The 16,264-nt window shown below is 63.8% G+C and carries 12 protein-coding genes and 1 pseudogene; 9 read left to right on the top strand and 4 right to left on the bottom strand.

The features are described from left to right. Positions 1–93: 93 nt before the first annotated feature. Entirely contained in the window at positions 94–672 is a 579-nt protein-coding gene (locus G369_RS38830; RefSeq protein ID WP_157773831.1) for a hypothetical protein, read from the bottom strand. Positions 673–977: 305 nt separating this feature from the next. Here G369_RS38830 and G369_RS37880 point away from each other — a divergent pair, with 305 nt between their 5' ends. Continuing rightward, positions 978–2,687, top strand: coding sequence for a site-specific integrase (locus G369_RS37880; RefSeq protein WP_080647946.1), 1,710 nt, complete (start codon positions 978–980; stop codon positions 2,685–2,687). Between the two features lie 632 nt (positions 2,688–3,319). On the opposite strand, the gene G369_RS38835 is transcribed toward G369_RS37880, so the two are convergent. From G369_RS38835 to G369_RS36610, 3 genes and pseudogenes are all read right to left on the bottom strand, one after another. After that, entirely contained in the window at positions 3,320–3,859 is a 540-nt protein-coding gene (locus G369_RS38835; RefSeq protein WP_157773832.1) for a hypothetical protein, read from the bottom strand. Further along, the gene (locus G369_RS37885) at positions 3,852–5,507 is read right to left on the bottom strand and encodes an anti-phage dCTP deaminase (RefSeq protein WP_080647947.1); all 1,656 of its coding nucleotides are present in this window, start codon (positions 5,505–5,507) and stop codon (positions 3,852–3,854) included. Before G369_RS37885 ends, G369_RS38835 begins: the two co-directional genes overlap by 8 nt. A gap of 409 nt (positions 5,508–5,916) precedes the next feature. Beyond that, a pseudogene (locus G369_RS36610) lies at positions 5,917–7,086 on the bottom strand (YifB family Mg chelatase-like AAA ATPase); the annotation flags it as partial. A gap of 214 nt (positions 7,087–7,300) precedes the next feature. Between G369_RS36610 and G369_RS0130985 the strand changes: the two are divergent. From G369_RS0130985 to glcF, 8 genes are all read left to right on the top strand, one after another. Further along, on the top strand, positions 7,301–8,179 hold the full coding sequence (locus G369_RS0130985; RefSeq protein WP_019657965.1) for a TorF family putative porin: 879 nt from the start codon (positions 7,301–7,303) through the stop codon (positions 8,177–8,179). A gap of 67 nt (positions 8,180–8,246) precedes the next feature. Then, entirely contained in the window at positions 8,247–8,585 is a 339-nt protein-coding gene (gene glnK, locus G369_RS0130990; RefSeq protein ID WP_007833403.1) for a P-II family nitrogen regulator, read from the top strand. 29 nt (positions 8,586–8,614) lie between these two features. After that, positions 8,615–10,051 (top strand): ammonium transporter, encoded by a 1,437-nt coding sequence (locus tag G369_RS0130995; protein ID WP_026346784.1) that lies wholly within the window; start codon positions 8,615–8,617, stop codon positions 10,049–10,051. A 211-nt stretch (positions 10,052–10,262) separates the two neighbouring features. After that, positions 10,263–11,195 carry an SMP-30/gluconolactonase/LRE family protein gene (locus G369_RS0131000; protein ID WP_019657966.1) on the top strand — a complete coding sequence of 311 codons (933 nt, stop codon included), beginning with the start codon at positions 10,263–10,265 and terminating at the stop codon, positions 11,193–11,195. Between the two features lie 38 nt (positions 11,196–11,233). Then, positions 11,234–12,118 carry a LysR substrate-binding domain-containing protein gene (locus tag G369_RS0131005; protein WP_019657967.1) on the top strand — a complete coding sequence of 295 codons (885 nt, stop codon included), beginning with the start codon at positions 11,234–11,236 and terminating at the stop codon, positions 12,116–12,118. Between the two features lie 132 nt (positions 12,119–12,250). Further along, on the top strand, positions 12,251–13,753 hold the full coding sequence (locus G369_RS0131010; RefSeq protein WP_019657968.1) for an FAD-linked oxidase C-terminal domain-containing protein: 1,503 nt from the start codon (positions 12,251–12,253) through the stop codon (positions 13,751–13,753). A 118-nt stretch (positions 13,754–13,871) separates the two neighbouring features. Beyond that, the gene (gene glcE / locus G369_RS0131015; RefSeq protein ID WP_019657969.1) at positions 13,872–14,984 is read left to right on the top strand and encodes a glycolate oxidase subunit GlcE; all 1,113 of its coding nucleotides are present in this window, start codon (positions 13,872–13,874) and stop codon (positions 14,982–14,984) included. A 17-nt stretch (positions 14,985–15,001) separates the two neighbouring features. Further along, on the top strand, positions 15,002–16,240 hold the full coding sequence (gene glcF, locus G369_RS0131020) for a glycolate oxidase subunit GlcF (protein ID WP_019657970.1): 1,239 nt from the start codon (positions 15,002–15,004) through the stop codon (positions 16,238–16,240). The last annotated feature ends 24 nt before the right edge of the window (positions 16,241–16,264 follow it).

A 16,264-nucleotide genomic window follows, 5' to 3' on the forward strand; every position in this document is an offset into this window, starting at 1 on the left:
ACGGAGAGGCTCGGACAACTTAAACGGGAGGAGGGGCCAACAGGCCTGCCGGCGAATCGGCGCAGATTGCGGATCCTGCAAAAGACAAACCATTCATCCCCATCCGAGTTGTTCGGCGATCAGCTTTCGAAAGGGCGTGTCGATCTGCGCCGGAGCATTGCGTACGTATTCCTCCGCATCGTCGCGCTCTTTCCCAATAAGTCCCCGTAGGTGCGCAACGACAGCCTCGCCGGTTGGCATGATCCCCCGCTGTGCTCGACTGCCGAGACCGCAAGGCAGGTTTGTCCATACGGCACCGGCCAGTCCTTTCGCCTCCGCCCAGGCGACTATCGCTGCCGACTCTCTGCCATGCGACTTCTGACTCTGCCTATCCCAGTAGCCGATTTCTGCCTCGATCCATTGAGTGCTTGCAGTGGGATGCTCGCGATAGCCGAGTTGCCGGCGCGCCATCGGCACATCTCCTGCGTCAGCTATAGCCCAGAGTGTCCGCACCCTCGGTGTGTTGTTGCAAATCACCAGGGTGATCCGACGCCCGCCTGACTCTCGCGCGAACTCGACAGGCAGCATCGGCCCGTCCTCCTTCCACTTGCTCAGGAGAGGAAGTTCACGCGTGTCGTCCCAGACGAGAGAGCCCCAGCCAATGCAGGCGATCCACATTTCTTTTTTGATCATGGCGCGCTTGATATCACGAGCCGCAGACTTGCGCCAGCGAGGACTCTGCTTGCATGGGCGGAGATAGACAACTGCGTCTATGTCTTCGTCTTCGCTGTGCTCTATTCACTTGCCGTGAAGTCGCCGAATATCGTCAGCGTCCTGCTCGTTGATGGTTTCGAGCCCTCGGAGAAACCAACACAGCTTTATTTCCTTTTCTGCCGCAGGCGCGGCAGCGGACAGTGGTGGGGTGTGGAAAACTTTGCTCTTCTATTGAGATAATCTTTATTATCACGATAGCTATCTCAATTCTGCAAACTCCGCTGATGAAAAGTAGCCGAAGCGAATCGGTAGATCCCGGGACGCCAAGCGGCGTCCCGGGTGTCGCTGCCCTTGCAGCGCTGCGTGCCTGGTACGCAGGCATGAGCGCCACCAATGCCGTGGAGCAGTACCTGCCGCATTACATTGAGCATCGGCAATCGGCTCGCACAGTGCTTGGCGATATCCGGCGCCAGTTGGCGAGCCATGCTCGACGGTGTTGGCGGAACGACCTAGCGCAGCTTTTTATGCATCCTCCGTCAGAGCGGCATAAACATGTGCGCAATGTGATGACCGCGATTGAATCGCTGCGAGGGCTTGAAGTGCCGCAACCGTTGGTCACTGATCCCATCGACCGCTGGTTGCCTGCACGCCTAGCAAAGCCCATGCAGGCGTGTCAGTTGCACACATTTGCCGATCTCACGATTCGTGTACCGCGCCGGCGCCGGTGGTGGATAACGATCCCGGGCTTGGGTGCAGTGGGCGCCAAGCGCGTGGAGTCTTTCTTCGCTGAGCATCCATCTTTGACAGCAGCCGCTCGCTCGCTGCTGCCCGCCGCGATTTCGCTAGATGTAGTCCCCCTCGAGCGCTTGTGTGTTCCCGGTGAGTTCGACGGCTCGCACGGCACATTCCGAGCGCTGCGGGAGACGTGTATCTTAGGTGCGGGCAACGATTACGAGGCAGTCCAGGCGTGGCTATCGCTTCACGAGGCTGGTGCTACCCAGCGTGCCTACAGAAAAGAAGCTGAACGGTTGATTCTTTGGGCGATCGTGGAGCGTCGCAAAGCATTGTCTTCGTTGACGACCGAGGACGCCGTTGCCTATCGGGCATTCCTGCGCAATCCTTCACCGCGCGGGCGCTGGATAGGTCCTACGGCCGCGCGCTCGTCACCGGAATGGCGTCCCTTCGCTGGAGTGCTGTCTGCACGATCGATTGCCTATGCGCTATCCGTGGCGGGAGCATTGTTTCGTTGGTTGATCCAGCAGCGCTATTTGCTGGCCAATCCGTTTGCCGGCCTCAGGGTCCGTGGTGCGAAAGGGTCCGAGCAGCAACCGCCCGAGCGAGCTTTCGGCGAAGGGGAATGGGGCATCGTACAGGCCGTGGCCGAAGGTTTGGAATGGTTGCATGGCTGGGAGCCCGCTGCAGCTCAGCGCTTGCGCTTTGTGCTGGACTTCTCCTATGCCACCGGACTGCGCGTCGGTGAACTCGTCGGTGCCAAGCTCGGTCAAATTGAGGTCGATGCATGTGGCGATTGCTGGCTGCGTCTGATTGGCAAAGGCGGAAAGGCGGCCAAGGTATCGCTGCCGCCGTTGGCTAGATCTGCCGTAGATCGGTATCTGATGCAGCGTAAGCTGCCGGTGACGCCAGCGCGATGGGATCCGAAGGTGCCTTTGATTGGTAGCTTGGGTCAGGACAGCGCCGTGGGCATCGAGGGCGCACGGCTGTGGAGTATCCTGCGGCGCTTCTTTCTGCAAGCTGCTGATGTCATCGAAACCGACAGCCCGGCGCTGGCGCAGAAGTTGCGCCGCGCCAGTCCGCATTGGATGCGACACACGCATGCCACTCATGCGCTTGCACGCGGAGCGGAACTTACGACTGTGCGTGACAACCTGCGTCATGCGTCGATCACGACCACCTCAATCTACCTGCATGGCGATGCGGTCAAGCGAGCGCGACAGATGAGTGCAGCCTTTGCCGTTCCGATACGGGGATCGTAATGAGATCTCCTTCATAGAGAGTAAACAACGCGATGGGCGTCCCTCTCGGTTCCAATGCTGACGCCATTGCAAAAGGAAAGCTTCCGTGAGTTTGCGCGAGGGTTTCGTCGAGACGACGCACAAAGTGCAACCAGTACGCTTCGCACCGCGGCGCAGAGAGAAAGAAAAGGGCTGAAGGCTCTTCCCTTGATGACCGGTGGCGGGCGTCGCTGCGAGACTCCGTTGCCCCTGCGGGTGTGGTACCCCGGATCTCTCCAGGCAGCTAGTCCCTGTGCGCACCCGCTCTCGAACGGTTTTTCCTAAATGGGGGGAGACAAGCTCAGGACTGGCGCTAAAGAAAAAAGCTCCGAATCGAGGCCTCTATTGAGAAAAGGTCGCGAGGGCCCGCTTGCGCGGAGATCAGCAGCCGTTGGCGGGCCACCTCGCTGAGCTGAATCTTTCACGTCGCGTACGCGTCGCTGTCAGTTCCACGTTCCACAGCCGTAGTTGCTTTGGACGAGATGACATAAATTGATTTTGCCACCTGTCTCGTTGACTGGTGCGGATCTGCCCTGCGTTATCAAGGCCGGCCCGTCAAAGGGAACCAGCTTCGAGGATCGGCCCATCCCCGGAGCTCTTGACTGCGAACGGTGCTACATCTGAAGTTGATCGGCGTCAGCCAGCACGTTTTCAATGTAGCGCTGTTCTGCGACGACAACGTCGTAGTCTCGATCCAATTCCAAGCTGAATCTTCTCAATAGCTCAGAATCATCAAAAAACAGCAAAATTGTTCGGTGCGAAATTTCGAGAGCGCTAAAAATTATCTTGACCTCACTGAGCAGGCTCGAAAACCATGTCAAGCTTGGGATTGCTTTTTGTTCGAAGCGCCCTCTGACATCTAAATAATTAATATCATCTAACTCGAGAGTACGCAAGGCAAGAGCGCGCGTATTGGCAACGAAATCCAATCTTGGTGCGATGCGAAGATCGATGATTGCCTGCGGATGTGTGTGCTCTACGAAGGCCTCAAATGAGCGCCGGTGATAAAAATGGTCTGCAAAAACCAGCACCAGACTATGTGGCGTCGAAAATGGCAACGCTAGCTGCGTCCCTTTCGGAGGCAGCAAACGCTCAATTGGCTCAGCAGCAGATCTTTTCTGCAAATGCGCTGCCAAAGAAATGACATTAGCCATGTTGGCCGCTTTGGCTTTCCAAGTGTTTCTCGACGTCTAAGTAGCTTTCGCGCAGCAATCCGCGCTCCCAATCTGGTCGAAGGGCGATCATCTTGCCCTGCTCATCTTTCAGCGCGCCATCCTTTAAAAAAGCACGCCGATACAGCCTAGGTGCAACACCAGTAAAGGCTCGAAAGAGAACTCGCGGCTTGGCTTCCTTGATCGACTCCAAATTGCCGCCTTGTAATAGTATACGAAACTTCGAAGGGGATGTCCACTTTATTGATGTTTTTTGTAAAGCGTCACTATGCAGCTCGAAAGCTCTACTTTTGGGGTATGGCTCAATATATTGAACTTCTTCTACTCCACCTGCGACAATATGTCTTGCGCAATAGTGGCACGGAAATGTCGTAACAAACAGCTTTGTTCCGGCGGTCACAACTCCCAACCGAGCGGCAGATAGCAAGGCATCCATTTCTGCATGGACGGCGCGACTGAATTCAATCAGTCGACCGAGAGGGGTCTTCTTGAGTTGACCAACGATCTTCTCTCGCTCCTGATCCTTGGAATCTTTGAGCTGATCAATACTGTCAATGATCCTGTTAATTATTTCATCTTGAACCCGCGTGTTGCTGCAATAGCCGCGACGTGCGAAACATCGATCGTCCTCATGGTGAATATCATTAGGATCCTCGAAGTTGCTGCCATAAACACCTCCGCCGGCCATTGGTACTTCGTTGGTCCCAGTTGCAAGAAGATTTCCTTTGCCATCGGTGAGCGCAGCTCCAACTTGACGAGATAAACAGGCGCTTCTTAATTGCGCCCCTTTAGCATGAAACATCCCGGTTTCCGATGCATCGGGACGCACAATTTTTCGATTTGTTAAAATGTCAAAAAGCCTTCCGAGCTTATCTGTCACGATCCACTCTGGATTTGGATTTTTTTGCTCTTCGTCGAGATATCGATTTGGAGTATTGTCTACAAAATAATCTGCCAGATGGAAAGTGTCTGCGACTTTTTGGCCATACTTTATGTCGGCGCTCTCGTCCCGTTTCATAAATGACTCTATCTCTACAAGAGATGAGTCTTTGAATTTACCGCTATGAAGACGCTGTCCTCGGATTTTTTCTTCACACACAACCCCTATTAAACAGAATGCTTCTCGGTATATGCCGCGAAGTAATTCTGCTTCTGCGGGATTCTTGAGTGAATCCACAATATAGACCCGAATAGGTTTTTCGTGATCCTTTAGGGCAACAACTGCGGCATCTGGCTGGGTGATTTTTTTATCTTCGGCTTGCCGCGTTGCTTTGATGCGAGACATGATTCTCAATGCGACAGCTGTAATATCGGTGCGCCTGAGGTCGTCGCCTAAATCCTGAAGTGTTGCTCCAACTTCAAGCTTCTTTTTCGAGCTGAGCGCTTGTCGATTTGCTTCGGATAGAGAATGTTTTATTACGTCGCTGGCTTTAATTGAAAAGACATCCTTCGTATTGAAGGCAGTTGCAGCGAGCGACTCCAGTGCTTTCGCGACATAGGAGGTTCCCGATCCTGCGGGGCCAACGACGGCAAATACCCATTCCCTCGCCGCGAGCGTGTTGAAGCTCTTTGTTGCTTCCGTTGCCTGGGGTTCGTTTGCTGCATCGGCGGGCAAGGGCAGTGAGGACATACGTACTTTTCGTCAGAGATCTAAAGAGGTAGCCAGAGTATCGACTTGTGTGTCACTGAATGTAGCGAACAAACCCTGCGCTCATGTCTTGGGAGGCGCAACATTCGAACAAGTTAGTGTCGCGGTGGTGGACGGAGTGAGCCGCATTGATCGGCTTTCAGTCGCTGAGATGTCCAGTCGGTCTAGCCACCTCTTCAATTCGGAAGCCCGGAGTACTTTTCAGCAGTCGGGAACCTTGCGCCTCCAGCTCTGCACGCCCGGTCCCCCTCCATATGGTCTTGATCTTTCGAGTGTGCCGTCCCCAAGTCTTGAACGCATGCGCTCGTCACCACTACACCTCTTGCCAACTGAGGCCTAGCTGCGTGGGAGGCCCACGAACTATGAATCGTTCTGCGCAGCAAATTTGATTTGGGCGCATTAACTTCGACTCCCAACACGAGACCTGTTCCGGCGTGCAGCGGCAGGGCCGCGCCGAGGAGCCGAGATAGCCGCAGGGGCAGGGGTTCATCGCGGCGACGAGCTGGAAGCGCGCGGGGAACTCGGCGCGCTGCGCGGCGCGCGCGATGGTGATCGTGCCGGTCTCCAGCGGCTCGCGCAGCGCTTCGAGGGCCGATCGGGCGAACTCGGGGAATTCGTCGAGGAAGAGGACGCCATGGTGCGCGCGCGAGATTTCCCCGGGGCGCGGCGGCGAGCCTCCGCCGACCAGCGCCACGGCACTCGCAGTGTGGTGCGGCGCGCAGGTAGGCCTCACGCGCCAGCGCTGCGTCGCGAAGCGCCCGCCCAGGCTGGCCACTGCGGCGCTCTCCAGTGCCTCGTCGATGTGCATCGCGGGCAGCAGGCCGGCGAAGCGCTGGGCCAGCATCGACTTGCCCGAGCCGGGCTCGCCCACCATCAGCAGGCTGTGGCCGCCCGCCGCGGCGATCTCGAGCACGCGCTTGACGCCGGTATGGCCCTTGACTTCGGCCAGGTCGGCGTAGCGGGGTGGCGCCACGTCGGGCGCGGCGTGGATGCGGGCCCAGCCGTCGTCCGCGGTGTCGGGCAGCTGGGAGGCTTCCTCGTCGGTCGCCACGAACTGGCGCACCACGTCCAGCAGGTGCTTCGCGCCATAGACCTCGCCGCCCGGCACCAGGGCCGCCTCCAGCGCACTCTCCAGGGGCAGCACCAGCCGGGTCGCAACGCCGCGCGTGTGCAGGGCGAGCGCCATGGCCAGGGCGCCGCGGACGGGCCGCAGCTCACCCGACAGCGAGAGCTCACCGGCGAACTCGTGGCCGGCGAGCTTCGCATCGTCGATCTGGCCGCTGGCGGCGAGGATGCCCAGGGCGATGGGCAGGTCGAAGCGCCCGGAGTCCTTCGGCAGGTCGGCCGGCGCGAGGTTGACCGTGATGCGTTTGTTATTGGGAAATTCCAGCCCGGCGTTCTGGAGCGCCGAGCGCACGCGCTCCCGCGCCTCCTTGACCTCCGTTTCGACCAGTCCGACCAGCGTGAAGCTGGGCAAACCGTTCGCCAGATGCACCTCTACCGTGACACTGGCCGCTTCAAGACCCAGCAAGGCGCGGCTTTGCACCAAAGACAGTCCCATTCCTCTCCCTCTCCCCAAGATGGTGCGCACTTTTTGGGCGTTCCCGCGGTGGTGCGGCGCACCGTGCATCTGCAACCACTCGCAACAGGTGTTGTAACGATTTGGCTCTCAACCACGACGTGGGGGCGGTTGCGAGAGGAGGCATTCGTGCACTTTGGCACGCTCCCTGCTTTGAACCCCTCGGTCCCACAACACACCTTCGAGGAGTTCCCTGATGACGCACCGTACCGCCGCCCAGGCGCTGATCGTTCTGGCCACCGCATTGACCGCGTCCGGCGCGGCCCTAGCGCAGACTGCAACGACCGACGCCGCAGCAGCACCGGCTGCGGCACCCGCACCGAACCTCACGGGCAACGTGTCGATCACCACGAACTACAAGTTCCGTGGCCAGGACCAGGACATGATCGGCAAGAACGACTACGCCAAGACCAAGGGCTTCAAGCCCGCCATCCAGGGCGGCCTGGACTACGCCTTCGGCGACAGCGGCTTCTACGTCGGCAACTGGAACTCCAGCGTCAACTGGCTCAAGGGCAACAGCATCGAGATGGACGTCTACGGCGGCTACAAGTTCAAGGCCGGCCCGCTGGACATGGACGTCGGTGCGCTCACCTACATCTACCCGGGCAACTCCTCGGGCAACACCACCGAGCTGTACGTCGGCGCCACCTACGCGAACGACAGCTTCGGCTCCTTCACCGCCAAGTACTCGCACACCGTTTCGAAGGACTACTTCGGCTACGCAGGCAACAAGGCCGGCTCGGGCCTGAAGGGCACGAACACGGGCTACCTGAACCTGTCGTACAGCAAGGAGATCGTGCCCAAGGTCACGCTGAAGGCTGCCGTGGGCTTCACCAACATGTCCAGCGACATCCGCAGCCTGGGCTACAAGAGCTACGTCGACTACAACATCGGCGCGAGCTACGACTTCGGCAACGGCCTGTCGCTGACCGGCTCGGTCCAGGGCGCCAACAAGAAGAACTCGTACCTCGCGGTGAGCAACCCGGGCGTCGACTTCGGCTTCGGCACCTTCGGCACGACCTACTACTCGCCGAACAAGGCCCGCTTCATCGTCACGCTGACGAAGACGCTGTAAGCCATACAACAACGAGGCGTGGCCCAAGCTGCCGCGCCACTTCATTTCCATCCGAAGGAGAAAACTCATGAAGCTGGTCACAGCCATCATCAAACCGTTCAAGCTCGACGAAGTGCGCGAAGCGCTGTCGGCCATCGGCGTGCAGGGGATCACCGTCACCGAGGTGAAGGGTTTCGGCCGCCAGAAGGGCCACACGGAGCTCTACCGCGGCGCTGAATACGTGGTCGACTTCCTGCCCAAGGTCAAGATCGAAGCGGCCGTCTCCGACGACCTCGTCGATCGCGTGATCGAGGCGGTGGAAGGCGCTGCGCGCACCGGCAAGATCGGCGACGGCAAGATCTTCGTCTACAACCTCGAACAGGTCGTTCGCATCCGCACCGGCGAAACGGGCCGCGAAGCCCTCTGATCGAGTCCTGGCCCGAAAGAACAACGACTATGAAAAAACTGCTTGTCTCTCTTGCGCTCGGATTGAGCGTGTTGGCTGCCGGTACCACCGGCTTCGCGCAGACTCCCGCCGCGGCAACCGCCGAGGCTCCGGCCGCGTCGGCACCCGCAGCCGCCGCGCCCGCCCCGGCTGCTGCTCCCGCAGCGGCAGCCCCGGCCGCCGCCGATGCAGCTCCTGCTGCGCCCGCCGCGGCCCCCGCTCCGAAGATCGACTCCGGCGACACCGCCTGGATGCTGACTTCGACCCTTCTCGTGATCCTGATGACCATCCCCGGCCTCGCGCTGTTCTATGGCGGCCTGGGCCGCTCGAAGAACATGCTGTCGGTGCTGATGCAGGTCTTCGTGATCTTCTCGCTGATCAGCATCCTGTGGGCCGTCTACGGCTACAGCCTGGCCTTCTCGGGTGACGGCAACTTCTTCGGAGGATTCGACAAGATCTTCATGAAGGGCATCACGCAGGAGACCTTCGGCGCGCTGACCACGATTCCCGAATACGTGTTCGTCGCCTTCCAGGGCACCTTCGCGGCCATCACCGTGGCGCTGATCGTCGGCGCCTTCGCGGAGCGCGCCAAGTTCTCGGCCGTGCTGCTGTTCTCGGTGCTGTGGTTCACTTTCAGCTACGTGCCGATCGCCCACATCGTGTGGGGCGGCGGCCTGCTGGGCAAGGACGGCGCTCTGGACTTCGCCGGCGGCACCGTGGTGCACATCAACGCCGGTGTGGCCGGCCTGGTCGGCGCCTACATGGTCGGCAAGCGCGTCGGCTACGGCAAGGAAGCCTTCACGCCTCACTCGCTCACGCTCACCATGGTCGGCGCTTCGCTGCTGTGGGTCGGCTGGTTCGGCTTCAACGCCGGCTCGGCCGGTGCTGCCAACGCCGTCGCCGGCCTGGCCTTCGTGAACACGGTGCTCGCCACCGCCGCCGCGGCCCTGTCGTGGATCCTGGGCGAGAGCCTGCACAAGGGCAAGGCCTCGATGCTGGGTGCAGCATCCGGTGCCGTCGCCGGCCTGGTGGCCGTCACGCCCGCCGCCGGCTTCGTCGGTCCGATGGGTTCGATCGTGCTGGGCCTGCTGGCCGGCCTGGTCTGCCTGTGGGGCGTGGGCGGCCTGAAGCGCATGCTCGGTGCCGACGACGCGTTCGACGTGTTCGGCGTCCACGGCGTGGGCGGTATCCTGGGTGCCATCCTGACCGGCGTGTTCGCTGCCAAGGGCCTGGGCGGCACCGGCGGCGCGACCCCCGACACCTTCGCGATGGGCGCACAGGTCTGGATCCAGATCAAGAGCGTGCTGCTCACGATCGTGTGGTCTGGCGTCGTGGCCTTCATCGCCTACAAGATCGCCGACCTGACCCTCGGCCTGCGTGTGTCGGAAGAAGAAGAGCGCGAAGGCCTCGACATCTCCTCGCACGGCGAGACCGCATACAACAGGTAAACCCCCAGGCTTCGCGACTTCGTGTCGCTACGCCGACCCCCTTGCAGGGGGCAACACCAGCGGCCCGGCAAAGCCGGTTCCGCGGTGTTCCCCGACTGAAGAAAAAGTTTCAAGCGAGGTCTCCTTTGGATGTTCAGCCCGCGAGCGCTTCGGCGCCAGCGGGCTTTTTTTTGTCCGGGGCCCCGGCGGGCGGGAGCAAAATCTCGCCACCATGTGGACCTCCATCGAAGACAGCCTCTGCGAGCTCGGCGAATCGCCGTTCTGGCATCCCGAAGAACGATCGCTCTACTGGCTCGACATTCCCGGCCGTGCAGTGCTGCGCACGCGCGGCGAGATCGGGTCGCCGGGCGCGAAGGTCGAGCGCTGGCCCCTGCCCACCGAACCCGGCTGCATGGCGCCCGCGCGCAGCGGCGGCCTGGTGATCGCACTGCGCGACGGCATCTACCGTGCGCGCGAATGGGGTGGCGAGTTGGCCCCGATGGCGCGCGTCGAGCACGACGTGCGCACCATGCGCTTCAACGACGGCAAGTGCGACCCGCTGGGCCGCTTCTGGGGCGGCTCGCTCAACGAGGCGAAGGACCGCGCCAACGCCGCGCTCTATTGCTTCGACGCGCGCCCCGGCACCGGCGTCTCGCCCACGCTCACGCAGATGGCCAACGAGTCCACCACCGCCAACGGCCTGGCCTTCTCGCCCGATGCGCGCACCCTCTACTGGGCCGACACCGCCGCGCACGTGGTCTGCGCATGGGACTGGGATGCCGAGGCCAACTCGCTCTCGCACGCCCGCGTGTTCCACCAGTTCGACGCCAAGCCCGAGGGCTGGACCGTCGATGCGCCGCTGGGCTACCAGGGCCGCCCCGACGGCGCCACCGTCGACGCGCAGGGCCACTACTGGGTCGCCATGTTCGAAGGCGCGCAGCTGCTGCGCTTCGCGCCCACGGGCGAGATCGTCGCCGCGGTGCCCGTGCCCGTGCAGTGCCCGACCATGCCCTGCTTCGGCGGCGACGACCTGAAGACGCTGTTCGTCACCAGCGGCCGCAAGGGCAGGCCCGCCGCCGAGATCGCGCAGCGGCCCGCCTCGGGCACGGTGATCTCGATGCGCGTCGACACGCCCGGCCTGCCGGTCAGCTTCTTCGAAGACTGAGCCGAGCCGGACCGAGAACGCAGCACCGGGCGCCACGCATGGCCCTGCAGCACATCCCGCCGATCCAGTGCCTGCTGACCTTCGAGGCCGTGGCGCGCCTGCGCCATGCGGGCCGCGCGGCCGACGAGCTGTGCGTCACGCCCAGCGCTGTGAGCCACCGCATCCGGCAGCTCGAATCGCATGTCGGCTTCAAGCTCTTCGGCCGCGGCGACTTCAGCCTCACGGCCGACGGTGCCGCCTATCTCGCGAACGTGCGAACGGGGCTCGCGGCGCTGCAGGCCACGCCTCTGGGCGGCAGTGCCGCGCAGCGCGTCACGCGGCTGCGCATCGCGGTCACGCCCACCTTCAGCCGGCAGTTCCTCATGCCGAGGCTGGAGCTGTTCCGCAACATCTATCCCGACATCGAGCTGGTGCTGCAGGTGTCGATCCCGCTGCTCGACGTGACGGCCGAGCAGGCCGACCTCGAGGTGCGCTACGGCCCCGGCGGCTATGCCGACTGCGAGCACCGGCTGCTGATCGAAGAGCAGGTGGTGCCTGCCTGCAGCCCGAGCTACCTCAACGAGTTCGGCCCCTTCACGGGCTTTCGCAGCGCGGCCGAGATCGCCGCCGCGCGCCTGATCCGCAGCCCGCTCGAACCCTGGGGCACCTGGTTCGCCAGTTGCGGCATCGACCAGCCCGAGCCCGCCATCGGCTCGCAGTTCAACGACCTGGGGCTGATGTACGACGCGGCCGCCAGCGGCTTCGGCGTGGCGCTGGTGCGGCAGAAGCTGGGTGCGGAGTGGTTCGAGTCGGGGCGGCTGGTGGCGCTGTCCGACCAGGCGGTGGTCTCGCCGCACCGGCACTACATCTGCTGGCAGCCGGGCACGCTGGAGCGCTGGGAGTGCGCGGCTTTCGCCGACTGGCTGGGGCAGAGCCTGCGCTGAGCCGGACGGCCGGGCGCGAAGTTCTTTCAAGCTGCCGGCGAAAAACCATCAACCCGGCTCGGCCGGAATGTCCGTAGAGTGCGGTAAACACGAGACATCCCGCGAGCAAGAAATAAAGAAAGAGGCCGCCGCATGAACGCGCCGCTGACCCCCACGCAACACGATTCGCTACAGAAAACGGAGCGCCAGTCGCAGATCGTGCGAGCGCTGCAGCCTCACCTGCCGGCCCACGCGCTGATCTGGCACGACGAGGACACCACCCCCTACGAGTGCGACGGCCTCACCGCCTACCGCGCCCGCCCGCTGGTGGTGGCCCTGCCCGAGACCGAGGCGCAGGTGGCCGCCGTGCTCAAGACCTGCCACCAGCTCGGCGTGCCGGTGGTGGCGCGCGGCGCGGGCACCGGACTCTCGGGCGGCGCCATGCCGCACACCATGGGCGTGACGCTGTCGCTCGCCAGGTTCAACCGCATCCTGAAGATCGATCCGGTGAGCCGTACGGCCGTGGTCCAGTGCGGGGTGCGCAACCTCGCCATCAGCGAGGCGGCCGCACCCTTCAACCTCTACTACGCGCCCGATCCGTCGAGCCAGATCGCCTGCACCATCGGCGGCAACGTGGCCGAGAACTCGGGCGGCGTGCACTGCCTCAAGTACGGGCTCACGCTGCACAACGTGATGCGGGTGCGCGGCTTCACCGCCGAGGGAGAGGCGATCGAGTTCGGCGGCGAGGCGCTCGACGCGCCGGGGCTCGACCTGCTCGCGCTGGTCATCGGCAGCGAAGGCATGCTGGCCGTGACCACCGAGGTCACCGTCAAGCTGGTGCCCAAGCCGCAGCTCGCGCGCTGCATCATGGCCAGCTTCGACGACGTGCGGAAGGCCGGCGACGCGGTGGCCGCGGTGATCGCGGCCGGCATCATCCCCGCCGGCCTGGAGATGATGGACAAGCCCATGACCGCCGCGGTCGAAGATTTCGTGCGCGCCGGCTACGACCTCGCCGCCGCCGCCATCCTGCTGTGCGAATCCGACGGCACGCCCGAGGAGGTGGAGGAAGAGATCGGCCGCATGACCGCCGTGCTGCGCGCCTCGGGCGCCACCGCCATCGCCTGCAGCAGCAGCGAGGAAGAGCGCATGAGGTTCTGGAGCGGACGCAAGAACGCGTTCCCCGCCTCGGGCCGCATCAGCCCCGACTACATGTGCCTGGACTCCACCATCCCGCGCAAGCGCCTGGCCGACATCCTGCTGGCCATCCAGGAGATGGAGAAGAAGTACGACCTGCGCTGCTGCAACGTGTTCCACGCGGGCGACGGCAACCTGCATCCGCTGGTGCTGTTCGACGCCAACGACCCCGACGAGCTGCACCGCTGCGAGCTCTTCGGCGCGGACATCCTGGAGACCAGCGTCGCGATGGGCGGCACCGTCTCGGGCGAGCATGGCGTGGGCGTGGAAAAGCTCAACAGCATGTGCGTGCAGTTCACCGCCGCAGAGAACGAGCAGATGTTCGGGGTGAAGCGCGCCTTCGACCCCGAGGGCATGCTCAACCCCGGCAAGGTGATTCCGACGCTGCAGCGCTGCGCCGAGTACGGCAAGCAGGTGGTGCGTGGCGGCAGGCTGCCGCATCCCGATCTGCCGAGGTTCTGATGAAGGCCGGCTTTTCTCTTTCGCGGCGCGATCACGTCGACGGGGGACATTCGCTGAGGGGAGCACCCGGCGGCCTGTGCACGCACGCCGAACAACGACATCAAATACGGAGCCCACGATGAGCATCGACACCGCACTGAACCACATGGTCGAGCGAATTCGTGCCGCAGCTGCAGAAGCCGAGCCGCTGTGCATTCGCGGCGGCGGCACGAAGGACTTCTATGGCGAGATACCGCAAGGCGAAGTGCTGAGCACCGCGGACCTCGCCGGCATCACGAGCTACGAACCGAGCGAGCTGGTCGTCACCGTTCGCGCGGGCACCCCGCTGGCCGAACTCGAAGCCGCATTCGCCGAGAAGGGTCAGTGCCTGCCCTTCGAGCCGCCGTGCTTCGGCAGCGGCGGCACGGTGGGCGGCATGGTCGCTGCCGGACTCAGCGGCCCGGCGCGCGCCAGCGTCGGTTCGGTGCGCGACTACGTGCTCGGCGCCACGCTGGTCAACGGCCGCGGCGAGGTGCTGAGCTTCGGCGGCCAGGTGATGAAGAACGTCGCCGGCTACGACGTCTCGCGCGTGCTCGCCGGTTCGCTCGGCACGCTGGGCGTGATCGCCGAGGTCAGTCTCAAGGTGCTTCCCGTACCGCCCGCCGAGGCCACGCTGGAGTTCGCCTGTACCCAGGCCGATGCGCTGCGGCTGCTCAACGAATGGGGCGGCCGGCCGCTGCCGCTGAACGCGAGCTGCTGGTTCGAATACGCCGGGGCGGGCGCGCTCTACCTGCGGCTGCGCGGTGCGGTCGCCGCCGTGGAAGCCGCGTGCGAACACCTGGGCGGCGAGCGCAAGGACAACGCGCGCGCCGCCGCCGACTGGCAATCGCTGCGCGACCAGCAGCTGCCGTGGTTCGCCACCGGCGAGGGGCCCGATGCGCTCTGGCGCGTGTCGGTGCCGCAGACCGCGCCGGTGTTGTCGATCGACGGTGCCGCGCCGCTGATCGAATGGCACGGCGGCCAGCGCTGGTACAAGGCGCCGCCCTCGCAGGCCGCGCGCATCCGCGAGATCGCGCGTGCGGCGGGCGGCCATGCCACGCTGTTCCGCATGCCGGGCACTGGCGCGCCGGGGGCCGTCGCGCCGCGCTTCGACGCGCTGAGCGCACCCGTCGAGCGCATCCAGCGCGCGCTGATGCGCGAGTTCGATCCGCACGGCATCTTCAACCGCGGCCGCCTGCTGCCCGCCCACTGAGAACAAGAACAGAAGACATGCAAACCGAGCTCGCCCCCGAATTCAAAGGCACCGACGAAGGCCGCGAGGCCGAGGCCATCCTGCGCAAGTGCGTGCACTGCGGCTTCTGCACCGCCACCTGCCCGACCTACCAGCTGCTCGGCGACGAGCTCGATGGTCCGCGCGGGCGTATCTATCTCATCAAGCAGGTGCTCGAGGGCAAGGAGCCGACGCGCAGCACGCAGCTGCACCTCGACCGCTGCCTCACCTGCCGCAATTGCGAGAGCACCTGCCCGAGCGGCGTGCAGTACGGCCACCTGGTCGACATCGGCCGCAGGATCGTCGACGAGAAGGTGCCGCGGCCCGCGATGGAGTCCGCACAGCGCTGGGTGCTCAAGGAAGGCCTGCCGTCCCCGCTCTTCGGCCCCGCGATGAAGCTGGGCCAGTCGGTGCGCGGGCTGCTGCCCGAGGCGCTGAAGGCCAAGGTGCCGGCGAAGCAGGAGGCCGGCGCATGGCCCACGGCCACGCATGCGCGCAAGGTGCTGATGCTCGCGGGCTGCGTGCAGCCGTCGATGATGCCCAACATCAACGCCGCCACCGCGCGCGTGCTCGACGCGGCCGGCATCCAGGCGGTGATCGCGCCCGAGGCCGGCTGCTGCGGCGCGGTGAAGTTCCACCTGAACGACCAGGAGGGCGGCAAGGCCCAGATGCGCGCCAACATCGACGCGTGGTGGCCGCTCGTGGAGCGCAACGAGGTCGAGGCCATCGTCATGAATGCCTCGGGCTGCGGCGTCACCGTGCGCGAGTACGGCCACATGCTGCAGCACGACGCGGCCTATGCGCTGAAGGCCGCGCGCATCAGCGAACTCACGCGCGACCTGGGCGAGCTGCTGCCCGACATCGTGCCCGCGCTGAAGGCGCGCGTGAAGGCGCCCGAGGGCGTGGTGGCCTACCACCCGCCGTGCACGCTGCAGCACGGCCAGAAGCTGCGCGGCGGCGTCGAGGCGCACCTGCGCGCGCTGGGCTTCGACATGCGCGTGGCGATGAACGAATCGCACCTGTGCTGCGGCTCGGCCGGTACCTACTCGGTGCTGCAGCCCGAGCTGGCCTACCCGCTGCGCGACCGCAAGCTGGGCCACCTGAAGCAGCTTCGTCCGTCGGTGATCGCCTCGGCCAACATCGGCTGCATCACCCATCTGCAAAGCGGCAGCGAGGACACGCCCGTGCGGCACTGGGTCGAGCTGCTGGACGCGGCGCTGGCGCCTGGCAAGGGCTGATCGCAGGCGCCGTCGGACAAGCGG

The sequence above is a fragment of the Variovorax atrisoli 110B genome (assembly GCF_000382045.1).
Classification (GTDB): Bacteria; Pseudomonadota; Gammaproteobacteria; order Burkholderiales; family Burkholderiaceae_C; genus Variovorax; species Variovorax atrisoli.

What these genes read in the sequence shown, in the direction of transcription:
- G369_RS38830 (WP_157773831.1), bottom strand. Translation starts at nt 672, where the DNA reads ATGATCAAAAAAGAAATGTGGATCGCCTGCATTGGCTGGGGCTCTCTC.
- G369_RS37880 (WP_080647946.1), top strand. Translation starts at nt 978, where the DNA reads ATGAAAAGTAGCCGAAGCGAATCGGTAGATCCCGGGACGCCAAGCGGC.
- G369_RS38835 (WP_157773832.1), bottom strand. Translation starts at nt 3,859, where the DNA reads ATGGCTAATGTCATTTCTTTGGCAGCGCATTTGCAGAAAAGATCTGCT.
- G369_RS37885 (WP_080647947.1), bottom strand. Translation starts at nt 5,507, where the DNA reads ATGTCCTCACTGCCCTTGCCCGCCGATGCAGCAAACGAACCCCAGGCA.
- G369_RS0130985 (WP_019657965.1), top strand. Translation starts at nt 7,301, where the DNA reads ATGACGCACCGTACCGCCGCCCAGGCGCTGATCGTTCTGGCCACCGCA.
- glnK (WP_007833403.1), top strand. Translation starts at nt 8,247, where the DNA reads ATGAAGCTGGTCACAGCCATCATCAAACCGTTCAAGCTCGACGAAGTG.
- G369_RS0130995 (WP_026346784.1), top strand. Translation starts at nt 8,615, where the DNA reads ATGAAAAAACTGCTTGTCTCTCTTGCGCTCGGATTGAGCGTGTTGGCT.
- G369_RS0131000 (WP_019657966.1), top strand. Translation starts at nt 10,263, where the DNA reads ATGTGGACCTCCATCGAAGACAGCCTCTGCGAGCTCGGCGAATCGCCG.
- G369_RS0131005 (WP_019657967.1), top strand. Translation starts at nt 11,234, where the DNA reads ATGGCCCTGCAGCACATCCCGCCGATCCAGTGCCTGCTGACCTTCGAG.
- G369_RS0131010 (WP_019657968.1), top strand. Translation starts at nt 12,251, where the DNA reads ATGAACGCGCCGCTGACCCCCACGCAACACGATTCGCTACAGAAAACG.
- glcE (WP_019657969.1), top strand. Translation starts at nt 13,872, where the DNA reads ATGAGCATCGACACCGCACTGAACCACATGGTCGAGCGAATTCGTGCC.
- glcF (WP_019657970.1), top strand. Translation starts at nt 15,002, where the DNA reads ATGCAAACCGAGCTCGCCCCCGAATTCAAAGGCACCGACGAAGGCCGC.